Source organism: Variovorax sp. GW458-11-26-14-LB1 (assembly GCF_059423965.1).
The window spans coordinates 1-14,253 of sequence record NZ_JBWKYW010000060.1 but is presented as its reverse complement, the minus strand read 5'-3'; the positions used below and the strand labels follow the sequence as shown (position 1 = coordinate 14,253).

The 14,253-nt window shown below is 69.5% G+C and carries 12 protein-coding genes; 6 read left to right on the top strand and 6 right to left on the bottom strand.

The annotated features are described in order from the left end of the window. Positions 1-190: 190 nt before the first annotated feature. The 5 genes from AC07YS_RS27800 (at position 191) to AC07YS_RS27780 (ending at position 6,289) form a co-directional block, all read left to right on the top strand. Complete coding sequence (locus tag AC07YS_RS27800) at positions 191-1,645, top strand: MFS transporter (RefSeq protein ID WP_159272391.1); 1,455 nt, start codon at positions 191-193, stop codon at positions 1,643-1,645. 40 nt (positions 1,646-1,685) lie between these two features. Beyond that, complete coding sequence (locus AC07YS_RS27795; RefSeq protein ID WP_495269384.1) at positions 1,686-2,345, top strand: aspartate/glutamate racemase family protein; 660 nt, start codon at positions 1,686-1,688, stop codon at positions 2,343-2,345. A 269-nt stretch (positions 2,346-2,614) separates the two neighbouring features. Further along, positions 2,615-3,367, top strand: a complete 753-nt coding sequence (locus AC07YS_RS27790) for a hypothetical protein (RefSeq protein WP_495269385.1) — start codon at positions 2,615-2,617, stop codon at positions 3,365-3,367. Further along, the gene (locus AC07YS_RS27785) at positions 3,364-4,368 is read left to right on the top strand and encodes a hypothetical protein (protein WP_495269386.1); all 1,005 of its coding nucleotides are present in this window, start codon (positions 3,364-3,366) and stop codon (positions 4,366-4,368) included. Before AC07YS_RS27790 ends, AC07YS_RS27785 begins: the two co-directional genes overlap by 4 nt. 166 nt (positions 4,369-4,534) lie before the next feature. Continuing rightward, complete coding sequence (locus tag AC07YS_RS27780; RefSeq protein ID WP_495269387.1) at positions 4,535-6,289, top strand: carboxylesterase/lipase family protein; 1,755 nt, start codon at positions 4,535-4,537, stop codon at positions 6,287-6,289. An 18-nt stretch (positions 6,290-6,307) separates the two neighbouring features. Here the strand turns inward: AC07YS_RS27780 and AC07YS_RS27775 are convergent, their stop codons facing one another. Together AC07YS_RS27775 and AC07YS_RS27770 are read right to left on the bottom strand one after the other, a co-directional pair. Then, positions 6,308-6,940 carry a response regulator gene (locus AC07YS_RS27775; RefSeq protein WP_062476788.1) on the bottom strand — a complete coding sequence of 211 codons (633 nt, stop codon included), beginning with the start codon at positions 6,938-6,940 and terminating at the stop codon, positions 6,308-6,310. Continuing rightward, positions 6,937-8,001 carry a sensor histidine kinase gene (locus AC07YS_RS27770; protein ID WP_495269388.1) on the bottom strand — a complete coding sequence of 355 codons (1,065 nt, stop codon included), beginning with the start codon at positions 7,999-8,001 and terminating at the stop codon, positions 6,937-6,939. The genes AC07YS_RS27775 and AC07YS_RS27770 overlap by 4 nt, the downstream gene beginning before the upstream one ends. Before the next feature lie 200 nt (positions 8,002-8,201). On the opposite strand from AC07YS_RS27770, the gene AC07YS_RS27765 reads away from it, so the two are divergent. Then, entirely contained in the window at positions 8,202-9,320 is a 1,119-nt protein-coding gene (locus AC07YS_RS27765) for an ABC transporter substrate-binding protein (protein ID WP_495269389.1), read from the top strand. Between the two features lie 145 nt (positions 9,321-9,465). On the opposite strand, the gene AC07YS_RS27760 is transcribed toward AC07YS_RS27765, so the two are convergent. From AC07YS_RS27760 to AC07YS_RS27745, 4 genes are all read right to left on the bottom strand, one after another. Continuing rightward, a complete protein-coding gene (locus tag AC07YS_RS27760) occupies positions 9,466-9,924 on the bottom strand; it encodes a RidA family protein (protein ID WP_062476784.1) in 459 nt (152 codons plus the stop codon). Continuing rightward, complete coding sequence (locus AC07YS_RS27755; RefSeq protein WP_495269390.1) at positions 9,921-10,913, bottom strand: transglutaminase family protein; 993 nt, start codon at positions 10,911-10,913, stop codon at positions 9,921-9,923. The genes AC07YS_RS27760 and AC07YS_RS27755 overlap by 4 nt, the downstream gene beginning before the upstream one ends. 15 nt (positions 10,914-10,928) lie before the next feature. After that, on the bottom strand, positions 10,929-11,750 hold the full coding sequence (locus AC07YS_RS27750; RefSeq protein WP_307583858.1) for a basic amino acid ABC transporter substrate-binding protein: 822 nt from the start codon (positions 11,748-11,750) through the stop codon (positions 10,929-10,931). 40 nt (positions 11,751-11,790) lie between these two features. After that, on the bottom strand, positions 11,791-14,253 hold a 2,463-nt coding region (locus AC07YS_RS27745; protein ID WP_495275744.1), incomplete at its 5' end, for a circularly permuted type 2 ATP-grasp protein.

Sequence of the window (14,253 nt, the reverse complement as noted above, 5' to 3'; positions counted from 1 at the left end):
TTTTCCAGGCCTGAAAACTACCCGGCATGAAGCTTGCAAACGCTCGCAACTGAATGAAATTTGAATTTCAACTATTTGAAGTAGGTGAAATCCATATGCCATTCAGGCGCGATGCCGCCTACGATGCGATCCGCGACACCGGGCTGCACCGCGCAAGCAAGCACTTCATTCCTTCTCAAGGGTTTTTTCCATGGCTGGACCTGCACTCTCCTCCGGGCCCGACTCGCCCCGAGTCGCGGAGCTCGATCGCGCGCTCGACACCATCGGCGTCACGCGCTCGCACCACACGATCATTTTTCTGATCCTCATCGGCTGCCTGTTCGATGCCTTCGAGCAGAACGCGGTCGGCATCGTCGGCCCGATGCTGCGCGAGCAGTGGGGGCTGAGCGCCTCCGACATCGGCTTCCTGAACACCGTCACCTTTGCCTGCGCGGCCATCGGACGGATCATTTCGGGCTTCATCGCCGACCGCTACGGCCGCCGCGTGATGCTGTCGATCGACCTGCTGCTGTTCACGCTCGGCGCGGGCATCTGCGCGATGGCGCCCAACTTCACGGTGATGGCGCTGGGCCGCGCGGTGGTGGGCTTCGGGCTGGGCGGCGAGATTGCCATTGCCGTGACCATGCTGGCCGAGTTCTGCTCGACCAAGTTCCGCGGCACGGCGGTGGGGATGGTGAACGTGGGCGCGGGCGGGCTCGGCAATTTCCTCGCACCGGGCTTCGGCCTGCTGGTGTTCTGGATGTTCCCGGGCGACAACGCCTGGCGCTGGCTGTTCGCCTGCCTCATGGTGCCGGCGCTGCTGGGCGCCTTCTATCGCCGCTACATCCCCGAGACGCCGCGCTTCCTGCTGTCGCAGGGCCGCGTGAAGGAAACGAATGCGGTGCTGTCGCGCCTCGCGTCGGGGCGGCTGTCGGGCAAGCCGGCGGCGCCCCAGCAATACATCACTGACGACGGCACGCTCGCGCAGGCTGCGCGGCCGAAGGTGCGCGTGACCGAGATCTTCCGCGGCGCGCTGGCGCGGCGCACGGTGCCGCTGTGCATCACGATCTGGATGACCTACGGCGCGCAGATCTCGGTGCTCACGCTGATGCCGACCATCCTCGTGACGCTGGGCTACAGCATGTCCAAGAGCCTGCTGTTCACGATGGTGATGCAGGGCGGCAGCCTGCTGGGCGCCATTGCGGCCTCGCTGCTGGGCTTTCACTTTCCGCGCAAGCGCGTGCTGACGGCCGGCGCCGTGTGCGCCTGCCTCGCGGCGTTGACCATCGGCTTCGTGGCCAAGAGCATCGTCGTGATCCTCATTGCGGGCGCGGTGTTCCAGTTCTTCGTGCTGCTGCTGAACACCACCATCTGGATCTTCGCGCCCGAGCTGTACCCGACGCGCGTGCGCGCCTTCGGCACGGCCTTCATCCTCGCCACGGGCACGGCGGCCGGCGCGCTGATGCCGCTGGTGGCGGGCCGCCTGTTCGACAGCTTCGGGCTGGTCGGCGTGTTCGGCCTGGCCGCCGCGATGTACGCGGTGTTCGTCGCCAGCGTGCAATGCGTGCCCGAGACCTACGGCCAGTCGCCCGATGCGTTGCCGCTGCCCGGCGAAGCCGAGGCCGAAGACCGCGCACCGGGCGCGACGCTGGCCCGCTCGAACTGAACCGCGCAACGAACGATCTCCAAAGAAAGCGCTTTTCCGCATGCCCGACATCCTGCTCATCAACCCCAACGCCTCCGTCGTCACCACCGACATGATGGTCGGCATCGCGTCCGCCGAAGCGCCCGCCGGTTGCCGCGTGACCGGCCGCACGGCGGTGCAGGGCCCGCCGATGATCGTCAACGAAGACGAGCTGAACGCGGCCGCGCACGAGGTGCTGAAGGTGTGGCGCGCGGCGGCGGGCGAGGGCTGGGACGGCGTGATCGTCAGCGCCTTCGGCGACCCCGGCGTGGCGCTGTTGCGGCGCGAGGCCGGCGTGCCCGTGGTCGGCATCGCCGAAGCCTCGATGCTCGCGGCGGGCGAGGGCGGACGGCGCTTCGGCATCGCCACCGTCACGCCCGACCTCGTGGCACCCATCGAAGCGCGCGCGGTCGCGCTCGGGTTGGGCGCGCAGTTCAGCGGCATCCGCCTCACGCAGGGCGATCCGCGTGCGCTCGCGGCCGATGCGAAGGCGCTCGAAGAGGCATTGGCGCAGGCCGTGCAACGCTGCATCGACGACGATGGCGCGCAGGCCGTGATCATCGGCGGCGGTCCGCTCGGACAAGCCGCGCTCGCGCTCGCGCCGCGCTTCGAGGTGCCGGTGATCGCACCGATCGGCGCTGCGATGCGGCTGCTGTGTTCGAAGCTCGCGGTCACACCGTGAGACGATGGTCGCGGCGATGAGAGGCAAGGCGTTTTGGCAATGAGCGCCTTCTAGAATGAAACGACACACTTGTCCGCAAACATCGGGCGAGCCGCATCGTTCGTTTTCTTTTTTGCATGCCTCACCTTCGACCGCGTTCCGCTTTCCTCGCTTTTCTTCTTCTCTCTTCCCTCGGCGCCGTCGCACAAACCGCGACACCCCAGCTGGTCCTCGTGCCGCATCACGAGCGCGCCCCGGAAACATCCCAGGCCCCCGCACTCGACCTTGCCGTGACGCGCTTCGCGGGCATGGCGTCGGGCTCGTACTACTGGCCCGAAGGCCTGCTGGCCGAGCAGCTGATCTCGGGCCTGGCCTCGCGCCCCGACCGCAAGCAGCAGGCGCTGCCTGACGGCCAACGACTGCTTTCGTCGTACCGCCGGCCCTACGACGGCGGCGAGCGCGCGGCCGTGCTGGTCGACGACCGCAGCGGTGACGTGCTGGCTGCCGCACTGGTGCATCGCAGCTGCGGCAAGGACTCGTCGTCCGCCGGCTGCCTCGACGACCAGCACGCGGTGCTCTCGGTCTTTTTGCGCCCCGGCGTCGACCGCACCAAGGCGCAACCGCTGGTCGCATGGAGCCAGCAGGTTCCCGACCGCATGCAGGGCGGCGAAGGCGTGGGCGAGAAGATCGCGACGACCGAGTACGTCACGATGGACGCCGCGCGCACCACGGCGCGTCCCATCGTGCGACCCAACAAGGCCTTCTCCGCGCAAGTGCCGCTGTACCCCAAGGCGCTGATCTACGGCACCGCGCAGGAGGCACTGAGCGACGCCAAGGCCAAGCGCGTGCTGCGCCTGCAGACCGTCGACACGCCACAGCAGGTGCTGGCGTTCTACAAGCAGCTGTCGCCGCCGCTGAAGGACGTCGAGTCCAGCGACGGCTTCATCGCCGGCAGCCGCAACGGCCTGAGCTTCTCCGTCAGCACGACGGTCCCGCGCGACATGCCCGCGATCACGAACATCGAAGTGGAAATTTCCGAATGAAGAAGACGTTGATGTCTGCGGCGCTTGCGTCGCTGGTGTTCGCCTGCGCGCTCACCGCCCATGCACAAGATGCCGCCGCCCCCGTCACGACCGAACTGCCGCCGCCCACGCTGCGCCTCAGCGAGCAGACGCGCATCCGCAGCGCCGTGATCGGCCTGGTCGGCTACGCGCGCGGCAGCTACACCGAGCCCGACACGCTGATCGCGCAGCAGCTGCTCGAAGGCATGCGCTCGAAGTTCGACGTCACGCGCACCGTGTGGCCCGACGGCCGCCAGGTGATCGCGTCGGTCAGCGGCGGCGGCCATGGTGAAGAGCGCGCGGCGATGCTGATCGACGCCGACGGCCGTGTGCAGGCGGTGGGGCTGGTCAACGGCCATTGCCGCGCGGCTGCCAAGCGCGACGATCCCAAGGTGTGCAACCCCTTGCCGCAGACCGTGCTGTCGGTCTTCCAGCGTGCCGGTGCCAGCCAGGCCGACGCGGCTCCGCTGGTGGCCTGGAGCAAGCAGCTACCCTCGTTCCTCGCGGCCATGGCCGACAGCGACGATCCGGCGGACGTGGCCGCCGCGCAGAAGATCGCCAGCGTCGAATACATCATCGGCCAGCCGGGCGTGCCGGGCTGGCGCGCCGAGCAGCTGCCGCCGGGTTTCCCGGCGTCGCTGCATCCGCTGCTGGTGCAGACGGCCGAGGTGAACAGCACCGCCAGCGCCGGCAAGATCGTGCTGCCCAAGGGGCTGGCCGGCCTGCCGATGCGCACGGCCTACCAGAGCGCCCAGCGCCCCGAGGCGCGGTTGCCCGACGCCGAGGTCACGCTGCGCAGCTACGAGCCGATCGCCAAGCTGGTCGACACCTACCGCGAACTCGCCAAGGGCGCGACGCTGGACGAAGAGGGCCGCGAGGTCGTCTTCAACGGCACCGACGGCGCGGGCCGCTACAGCGTGCGCCTGCGCGACGCGAAGGAAACCGGCGTGTACATCACCGTGGCGAGCTGGAAGCGCAAGTAGCAGCCGTCAAGCGTTGCATGGCCCTTTGCGGGCCGGATGTCAATCGGAGGATTCTTGCCGCCCCCCTGCGATGACACCGAGGCGGGCGCGGCAGGGTGCTCACGAGAATCGATGCATGACCAAGGCCGTCAGAGCCTGCCGCATCCACCTCGAGGAGACAACCACCATGCACCGCTCCCGTTCTCTCGCAGGCCTCGTTCGCCTGCTGCTTCGCACCACGGTCCTGTGGACGCTCGCAATGCTCGCGGCGCCCACGCTGGCCGCCTACAACCAGAGCCTCACGCGCACGCTGGACGCCGGCCAGATCTACGGCAAGGTCGCGGCCAACAACACGCACGCCTTCCTGGGCATTCCCTTCGCGCAGCCGCCCGTCGGCAACCTGCGCTGGCGCGCCCCGCAGCCGCCGCAACCGTGGAGCGGCGCGCGTGCCGCGACCACGCTGGCCGGCATGTGCGCGCAGGTCGGCAACCCCTTCGGCGAGCCCGACCCGGCCACCTTCGGCCAGCCCGTGGGTACGGAAGACTGCCTGTACCTGAACGTGTGGCGGCCGAACTCCAGCGCCGAGAACCTGCCGGTGTTCTTCTGGATCCACGGCGGCAGCAACACCAAGGGCTCGGCGCGCGAGCCGGCCTACGACGGCGCCTACCTGGCGCAGAAGGCCAACATGGTGGTGGTCACCGTGCAGTACCGCATGGGCATGCTGGGCTGGCTGAACCATCCGGCCATGAAGACAGGCAACGCGCTGGACGACTCGGGCAACTTCACCACGCTGGACCTCGTGCGCGCGCTCGACTGGGTGAAGGCCAACGCGCGCGCCTTCGGCGGCAACCCGGGGCAGGTGACGGTGGCGGGCCAGTCGGCCGGCTGCATCAACACCTGGGGCCTGCTGCAGTCGCCGCTGGCCGACGGCAAGTTCCACCGCGCGCTGTGCATGTCGGGCGTGCCCAACGCCTACCCGTCGGTGGTGGGCACGCTGGCGGCCGACTCGCTCATCGACAACCTGCTGGTCGACACCGGCCGCGCCTCGACCACGCTGCAGGCCGCGGCGCAGCGCTTGACCATGAGCGCCGCCGACATCGCCGCCTTGCTGCGCGGTGCGAGCGCGGCGCAGATCATGAAGTTCACGCCCAGCCCCGTGGTGCCGGGCCACTTCACCGACGGCACCGTGATCCGCGCGAGCGGGCTGCCCGGGCTGCTCGCGGGCAACTACAACAAGATGCCGCTGATGATCGGCTCCACGCACGACGAGGGCTCGTACTTCGCCTTCCTGTTCGGCATGGGCCAGCCCTCGCAGCAGGAGCTGTGGAACCTGACCAACTACGCGGCGCCCGGCAGCGTCACCTTCAACCAGCTGATCAAGCCCGAGTTCCGGCCGATCTACACGCAGACGCATGAAGTGATCAGCTACGCGCTGGACAACGTGATCGACAACGTGATCCGCGTGCTGCGCCTGCAGAACGGCGACATCTACCGCTACAACTACAACTGGGACGACACGCCGCAGCCCTGGAAGGACACCTTCGGCGCGTTCCACGGCATCGACGTGGCGGCGCTGTTCGGCAACTTCGTGACCGACGAGCCGAACTTCATGCGCTTTGCGTGGAGCTCCGCGAACGCAAGCAGCCGCAAGGCGCTGTCGGACAAGTTCATCGGCCACGCGGCGAGCTTCGCCCGCTACGGCGCACCGAGCCGCATGTTCGATGGCCAGACGACCTGGAACAACTGGACCAACTTCGTGTGCCTGCTGTGCAGCAAGCGCATGATCTTCGACAACCAGCCGCGCATGTCGGCCGACGACTACCTGTTTTTCTGGCCGCGCTATTCGCTGCTGTCGCCGCAGCAGCGCGAGTTCCTGTTCCAGCAGATCGACTTCAACGCGCTGCCCGATTCGATCGACCCCTTGCGCAACGGCACACGCTGAGTTTCCGAAGCGATCGATCTACTGGATGATCCCGTGGCGCACGGCATAGAGCACCAGCTCCGCCGTGCTGGCCACGCCCAGCTTGTCGAGGATGTTGCTGCGGTGCGTGCTCACGGTCTTCACGCTGATGAGCATCTCGTCGCCGATGGCGGTGAGCGACAGGCCCTTGAGCATCATGAGCATGATCTGGTGCTCGCGCACCGTGAGCCGCTGGTGCGCGGGGCGGTCGTCGCGGCCTTCGAGCTGGCCGCTGACCTGCGAGGCGGCGCGCGCGCTCAGGTACTGGCCGCCGGCCGCGACGCAGCGGATCGCGCGCACCAGCTCGGCGGGCTCCGCGTCTTTGGCGATGTAGCCGCGCGCGCCGGCCTGGATGGCGACCAGCGCGTACTGCTCCTCGGCGTACATCGACAGCATGAGCACCGGCAGCGCGGGCTGCAGCGCGCGGATCGAGGCCAGCACCTCCAGGCCGTTGCGGCCTTCCATGTTGATGTCCAGCAGCACCACGTCGAAGCGGCGCTGGCGCACCAGCTCGAGCGCCTCGGCGCCGTTGCCGGCCTCGGCCGTGGTGCGCAGGTCGGTCTCGTCGAGCAGCAGCCGCTGCAGGCCCGAGCGGAAGATCGTGTGGTCGTCGACCATCAAGATGTCGATCATGCCGGGCCGCTCTCCGGTTGCTGCAGCGGCACGCTCAGCGCCAGCCGCGTGCCCGCACCGGGCGCCGCGTGGATGTGCAGCTCGCCGCCGATCTCGCGTGCGCGCTCGCGCATGCTCAGAAGGCCCAGCGCGCTGCCCTCGGGCGCGTCGGGGTCGAAGCCGCAGCCGTCGTCGTGCAGCGCGAGCCGCAGGCGCTCGCCGTCCACGCGCAGCCGCACGTCCACGCGCTGTGCCTTCGCGTGGCGCAGGACGTTCGTCAGGCCTTCCTGGAAGATGCGGTAGACCGCGGTGGCCTGCTTGGGCGCGAGCCGCAGCGCGGGCGCGTCGGTGTCCAGCGAATGCAGCACGCCCGAGCGGCGCGTGAAGGCCTGCAGCTCGTGGGCCAGCGCCACCGACAGGTCGAGGTGGTCGAGCGCGCTGGGGCGCAGCGCCTCCGAGATCTGCTTGACCGTGTCGATGGTCTGCTGCGTGAGCGCGATCAGGCCCTGCGTGAGCGCCTGCACCTCGGGGTTGTCGGCGCGGCGCTGGATGCGCGTGGCGTCCATCTTGATCGAGGTCAGCATGCCGCCGAGCACGTCGTGCACGTCGCGCGACAGCGCCAGCCGCTGCTCCTCGAGCTTGTTGGCGGTGTAGGCCGCCAGGGCCTGCAGCTGCTCGCGCGAGCGCTGGCGTTCTTCCTCGTTGCGCACGCGGTCGGTCACGTCCACGCCGACGCCCATCACGGCCGGGCGGCCCCGGTGCTCGATGCGCGAGCCGTGGACTTCGACGAAGCGCACGCGCCCGTCGCGATGCAGGCCGCGCGTGATGAAGTGCATGCTCGGCGGATTGCCCGCCAGCCGGATGCGGATGCGCGAGCGCACGACTTCCACGAAGTCGGGCGGCACGATCTCGGCCAGCGACATGCCGGTCATTTCCTCTACGGTGTAGCCCACGATGGCGGCCCAGGTCGCGTTGCAGTAGACGAAGCGGTCGTCCTGGATCACGTAGATGCCCGCCACCGCCTGTTCGACGATGGTGTCGAAGGGCATGTCCTGCAGGCTCTCGCGGGCGGGTGCTGTCATGGGGGCGGGCGGTGGCGCGCTGCATGATAGGTCGCGGGCCGCGCCGCACGGCCGCGCCCGAGGGTTTGCGAGCAGCAGGGTTCCCCGTAGCGCCGGCCGGAAATGTCCGATGGCCGCCGCATGCGCTGCGCCGCCAAGATCGGGGCCCGCCTGCTTCAGGCTGCCCCACGGCCGGCGACGCTGGCAAGGACGACACGACGATGGTCTACCGCTGGCTTGCGCCTCTGCTCCTCCTGTGCCTGGGCCTGCCGGGCCGCGCCGACGAGATCGTGGTGGGGCAGTCGCTGCCGCTGAGCGGGCCGCTCGGCGAGGCCGGGCGCAACGTGAAGGACGGCATCGACGCCTACCTGGCCCGCGTGCAGCGCGAGGGCCTGCTCGGGCGCCACAAGCTGGTGTGGCGCGCGCTGGACGACGGCTACTCGGTGGAGCGCCACACGCAGAACATCCGCCAGCTCGTGGTGCAGGACAAGGTCGATGCGCTCGGCCTGTCGGCCGGCACCTCGCACATCGACGCGGCCTACCCGACGATGCGCGAGGCGGGCACGCCGCTGATCGGCGCGATGACCGGCGCCTCGGCGCTGCACGGCGCGCAGCGCGCGCTCATCTATCACTTGCGCGCAAGCTACGCCGACGAGGTGCGCCAGCTGGTCGCGCAGGCGGTGTCGGTGCGACAGCGGCGCGTGTTCGCGGTCTGGCAGGACGACGGGCTGGGGCGCGACGCGTTTGCGGCGCTCGAGATCGCGCTGCGCGGCGCCGGCATCGAACTCGTGGGGCAGCAGGGCGTGGCGTTGGCGCAGATGGACGGCGCCGCGCTGGCCGCCAGCGTGCGCGCGGCCAAGCCCGATGCGCTGTTCGCGCTGTGCGTGACGCCGTGCGGGGTGAAGTTGTTGTCGGGGCTGGCGGCGGAGAGCGGCGTGGCACGGCCGACGCCGTACATGCTCTCGATCGTCAACGGCGAGGTGCTCGCAAAGAGCGTGGGGCCGGCGGCGCGCGGCACGGTGATCTCGCAGGTCATGCCCAACCCGCGGCTGGCGACCTCGCCGCTGGTGCAGCGCTACCAGCAGGACATGCGCAGCCACATGGGCCGCGACGAGTTCAGCTACTTCTCGCTGGAAGGGTACGTGGTGGCGATGGTGACGGTGGAAGCAGCACGCATGGCGCTGGCCGCTTCACCACGCCGCTCGATGCAGGACGCCATGAAGCTGATGCTGCGGCGTGAGATCGAGGGGATTCCGGTGTCGAGTGGCGACGATCCGGGTGTGCGTCCGCACCCCGTGACGCTCTCGATGATTGGCAACGGAGGGCGGCTCATTCACTGAAGGCGCGAATAAACCTACTGCGCGTCCCGATCTCGCATCTGCGGTCCTCACCGTACGGGTGTACGGTTCCGGTCCTCGATGCGACCTCGGGCCGCTCGCTACGGTTTCTTCACGCCTTCAGAGACCGAGCCGCCCAGGAGAAAGATCAGCCGATCTCTGCGATCAGCTCGATCTCGACGCAGGCGCCCATCGGGATCTGCGCCACGCCGAAGGCGCTGCGTGCATGCGCGCCCTTTTCGGGGCCGAACACTTCGGCGAAGAACTCGCTGGCGCCGTTGGTCACCAGGTGCTGTTCGGTGAAGGTGCCGACCGAGTTCACGAGGCTCATCACCTTGACGATGCGCTTGACCTTGTTCAGGTCGCCCACGGCCGCGTGCAGCGTGCCGAGCAGGTCGATGGCGATGGCGCGTGCGGCCTGCTTGCCTTCGTCGGTGCCGATGTTGGCGCCGAGCTGGCCGACCCAGACCTTGCCGTCCTTCTTGGCGATGTGGCCCGACAGGAACACGAGGTTGCCGGTCTGCACGAAGGGCACGTAGGCAGCGGCGGGGGCGGACACCGGGGGCAGGGAAATGCCGAGGCTGGAAAGCTTGTCGTAAACGCTCATGGAGACTCCTGATCTGGGGATGATGATGACGATGACGGGGGTGATTGTGTCTGTGTTTGCGCCGCCGACGCCGGCAGCTGCACCACTTCCCCCACGGGTTGCACGGTCACGCCGACATGCAGCGTGTGGCGCGCGCCGCCATGCAGCACGCCGCGCATCGGCGAGACGTCGGAGTAGTCGCGCCCGATGGCGAGCGTGACGTAGTCCTCGCCGGGCTGGCGGCCGTTGGTGGGGTCGAAGTCGGCCCAGTCACCCACGCTCTCGGGGCCTTCGCCCTCGCCAGGCAAATACACCGACACCCACGCGTGCGAGGCGTCGGCGCCCACCAGGCGCGGCTGGCCCGGTGGGGGCTGCGTGAGCAGGTAGCCGCTCACGTAGCGCGCCGGCAGGCCCATGGCGCGAAAGCACGCGATGAGGATGTGGGCGAAGTCCTGGCACACGCCCTTGCGCTGCGCCAGGGCCTCGACGGCGGGGGTGTTGATCTCGGTGCTGTCGGCGTCGTAGGCGAAGTCGCGGTACATGCGCTCGGTGAGGTCCATCGCCACGTCGAAGGTGGGACGCTCGGGCACGAAGCTGGCGCGCGCGTAGGCGACGAAGTCGTCATGGCGCGGCACGTACGGCGAAGGAAACACGAACTCCGAGGCGGGGTCGAAGGGCGCGTCCTTGCGAAAGCGGAAGCGCTCGCGCACGGTCTCCCAGGGCAGCTCGCGCGCCACGGCGGGCGAGAGCACGGGCGCCGAGGTTTTCACGACGCTCTCGGCCGTCACGATGAGGTGATCGTGTGTGCTTTCGAGCGCGAAGAAGGCGCGCGTGTTGCCGTACAGGTCGGGCACCTCGTTGCGCTGAGCGGGCGTGGGGTCGATCGTGAGCTGGTGGCTCACGAGCTCCTGCGACGCGGTGGCCAGCGGGCGCAGGTGCGCCAGGTGCTGCGCCGTCTCGACCGCCGGCGCGTACGCGTAGCGCGTTTCGTGGGTGACGTGCAGCAGCATCGCGCGGCTCGCTGTTTACTTGGACTCGGCGCCGAAGTGCGAAGCGTAGATCTTCGCGTAGGTGCCGTCGGCCTTGATGTCGGCCAGGCCCTTGTCGATCTTCGCCAGCAGCTCGGCGTTGCCCTTCTTCACGGCGATGCCGTACTGCTCGGTCGAGAAGCCGGCATCGCTCACGGTCTTGAAGCCGCCGCCCGGGTTGTTGGCCAGGTAGTGGGCCACCACGCCGTTGTCGGCCACCACGGCCTGCACGCCGCCGGCCTCGAGCTCCTTGAGCGCCAGCGGCGTCGATTCGAAACGCTTGATGTCGGTGCTCGACTTGCCCAGCAGCTTGCCCACCACCTCGTCGCCGGTGGTGCCGTTCTGCACGCCGACCTTGAGCTTCTTGATGTCGTCGAACTTCGCGACCGTCGAGTCGCTCTTCACCGCGATGAGCTGGCGGGCTTCGAAGTAGGGCTGCGAGAAGTCCATCGTCTGGCGGCGCTCGGGCGTGATCGTGATGGCCGACACCAGGAGGTCGCGGTCGCCCAGCTCGAGCGTGTTGAAGATGCCTTCCCACGGCGTGTTGACGAACTTCACCTCGATGCCGGCCTTCAATGCGATGGCCTTCACGACATCGATGTCGAAGCCCACGACCTCGCCTTTTTCGTTCTGCGATTCGAAGGGCGTGTAGGCCGCGTCGGTGCCCACGACCAGCACGCGCGGCGCGGCGGCGGGCGGCGGTGCCGAGGCGGCTGCGGGCGCGGCGGGTTCCTGCTTGCCGCAGCCGGCGAGCGCGAGGCCGACCAGGAGGCTGGCGGCGGTCAGTGTGAGACGGCGGTTGAGGGCGATGCCGGACATGGAAATGCCTCCTTCGAAATATCGTTGTGTAGGTATGGAATCAGGCGCCGACGGAGCGCAGCGATTCGGACGTGAGCGTGAAGTAGCGCGTGCCGATGGCGTCCGACACGTGGTACGCGGCCGTCTCGCAGGTGGCGAGCAGTTCGACCAGCGCGGGGTAGTCGGCACCGGGGCCGGCCGCGCACAGGTGTTCCAGCGTCCAGGTGGCGGGGTCGGGCAGCTCGTACGACAGGGCCGTGAGCTTGCCCGGCGCGCTGCCCGCGAGCCGCGCGATGCGACCGCGCAGCGTCTGCGTGACCCAGGCCAGCGAACGCGGGTTCTCGGCGTCGAGCACCAGCAGGTCGACCAGCGTGGCGACGTCGCGGCGCTGCTGGTAGCGCGCATGGAAGGTGATGGTGCTGTCGAACAGCGCCACCATGGCCTCGAAGCCGCTCACCTCGTGCACGGCGCCGTTGGCGAAGCCGGCCTCGAGCGCGCTCGAGAGAAAGCCCAGCCGCTCGATGTGGCGGCCGATCGACAGCAGCCGCCAGGCGTCGTCGCGCGTCATGCGGTCGGTCTGCGCGCCGGTCATGGCGGCCAGCGCGGTGCTGGCGGATTCGAGTGCGCGCAAGGCGGCGCTGGCGGCAAAGCTGCCTTCGCCGGCCTGCTCGGCCGCGCGCCGCAGGAAGTCGCTTTCGGCGCGCACGATCTGGTTCCAGTTGTCCTGCGACAGCCGTTCGCGCACGGCCGCCGCGGCCTGCCGGATGCTGCGCAGGCTGTAGCCGACGCTGCCGCCGTTGTCGACGTCGCCCAGCTCGGCGATGAGCGCGCGTTCGAACACGCGGCGCGACTGCGGCGCGCTCGGCGCCTCGGCCGGCACGAGTGCGTTGCGCACCGCCATGCGGTGCAGCCATTCGAGCAGCGGGCGCGACGACTGGTCTTCGCTGCCCAGCAGGTTGAGCGTGAGGCGCGCCAGGCGCACCGCGTTCTCGGCGCGCTCGGTGTAGCGGCCGAGCCAGAACATGTTCTCGGCCGCGCGGCTGGTGACCGGTGCGCGGTGCCGCGCGAGCGAGGCCGGTGTGGCGTGCGGCTGCAGCAGCGTGGTGCGGTCGACCTCGCCGTGCGTCTGCACCCAGACGTCGGCACTGCTGCCGCCGCGCTGCATCGAGGCGATCTGCGCATCGGGGCCTGCCAGGCGCGCCAGGCCGCCGGGCAGCACGCGCCACGACTGCGGGCCGTCGCTCACCGCGAACACGCGCAGCATCAGCGCGCGCGGCGCGATGTGGCCGGGGCCGAGGTCGCTGGCCCAGGTCGGCATCTGCGACAGCGGCAGGTAGCCCTGCACCGTGTGGACGTCGCCCTCGCGCACGATGCGGCCGGCCCATTCGTCGATTTCGCGGCGGCCGAGCTGGCTGCCGAACACGGCGTCGAAGCTGGAACGCCCCTGGAAGCCGGGGTAGGTCGGCTTGATGGCGCTTTCGCCGAGCTGCGGCAGCACCGCCTCGAGCGCGGCGCGTTCGCCGCACCACCAGGTCGGCAGCGCCGGCAGCTTGAGTTTTTCACCGATGAGCCGCAGCGCCAGCCCGGGCAAAAAGCCCAGCAGCGCCGGCGACTCGAGGAAGGCCGAGCCCGGCATGTTGGCCACCAGCAGGTTGCCCGCGCGGATCGCCTGCAGCAGGCCGGGCACGCCGAGCGTGGAGTCGGGGCGCAGCTCCAGCGGGTCGAGGAACTGGTCGTCGAGCCGCTTGATGAGGCCGTGCACCGGGCGCAGGCCCTGCAGTGTCTTGAGGTACAGGCGCTGGTCGCGCACGGTGAGGTCGCTGCCCTCGACCAGCGTCAGGCCGAGGTAGCGCGCCAGGTAGGCGTGCTCGAAGTAGGTCTCGTTGTACGGGCCCGGCGTGAGCAGTGCGATGTGCGGCGGCGAGCCCGAGGGGCACATGCGCTGCAGGCCTTCCATCATCGCGCTGTAGGTGGCGGCCAGCCGCTGCACCTGCAGCGCCTCGAAGGCCTGCGGAAACTGCCGCGTGATCGCCAGGCGGTTCTCCAGCAGGTAGCCCAGGCCCGAAGGCGCCTGCGTGCGCTGCGAGACCACCCACCAGTTGCCGTCGGGGCCGCGCGCGAGGTCGAAGGCGGCGATGTGCAGCCAGGTGTCACCGGCCGGCTTCACGCCGTGCAGTGCGCGCAGGTAGCCCGGATGGCCGCGCACCAGCGCCGGCGGCAGCAGGCCCTCGGCCAGCAGTTGCTGCGGGCCGTAGGCGTCGGCCATCACGCGGTCGAGCACGCGCACGCGCTGCTGCACGCCGGCCTCGATCTGCGCCCAGCTCTCGGGCGAGACGATCAGCGGGAACAGGTCGAGCGACCACGGCCGCTGCGGGCCGTTGGCGTCGGCGTACACGTTGTAGGTGACGCCGTTGTCGCGGATCTGCCGCTCCAGGCTGACCGCACGCCGCGGCAGGTCGTTGATGCCGCCGGGGCCGAGCTGTTCGAAGAAGGCGTTCCAGGCGGGGGTGAGCGGGGGCTGGTC

Excerpts from the sequence above, each read along its gene's own strand:
- AC07YS_RS27800 (WP_159272391.1), top strand. The coding sequence starts at position 191 with ATGGCTGGACCTGCACTCTCCTCCGGGCCCGACTCGCCCCGAGTCGCG.
- AC07YS_RS27795 (WP_495269384.1), top strand. The coding sequence starts at position 1,686 with ATGCCCGACATCCTGCTCATCAACCCCAACGCCTCCGTCGTCACCACC.
- AC07YS_RS27785 (WP_495269386.1), top strand. The coding sequence starts at position 3,364 with ATGAAGAAGACGTTGATGTCTGCGGCGCTTGCGTCGCTGGTGTTCGCC.
- AC07YS_RS27780 (WP_495269387.1), top strand. The coding sequence starts at position 4,535 with ATGCACCGCTCCCGTTCTCTCGCAGGCCTCGTTCGCCTGCTGCTTCGC.
- AC07YS_RS27775 (WP_062476788.1), bottom strand. The coding sequence starts at position 6,940 with ATGATCGACATCTTGATGGTCGACGACCACACGATCTTCCGCTCGGGC.
- AC07YS_RS27770 (WP_495269388.1), bottom strand. The coding sequence starts at position 8,001 with ATGACAGCACCCGCCCGCGAGAGCCTGCAGGACATGCCCTTCGACACC.
- AC07YS_RS27765 (WP_495269389.1), top strand. The coding sequence starts at position 8,202 with ATGGTCTACCGCTGGCTTGCGCCTCTGCTCCTCCTGTGCCTGGGCCTG.
- AC07YS_RS27760 (WP_062476784.1), bottom strand. The coding sequence starts at position 9,924 with ATGAGCGTTTACGACAAGCTTTCCAGCCTCGGCATTTCCCTGCCCCCG.
- AC07YS_RS27755 (WP_495269390.1), bottom strand. The coding sequence starts at position 10,913 with ATGCTGCTGCACGTCACCCACGAAACGCGCTACGCGTACGCGCCGGCG.
- AC07YS_RS27750 (WP_307583858.1), bottom strand. The coding sequence starts at position 11,750 with ATGTCCGGCATCGCCCTCAACCGCCGTCTCACACTGACCGCCGCCAGC.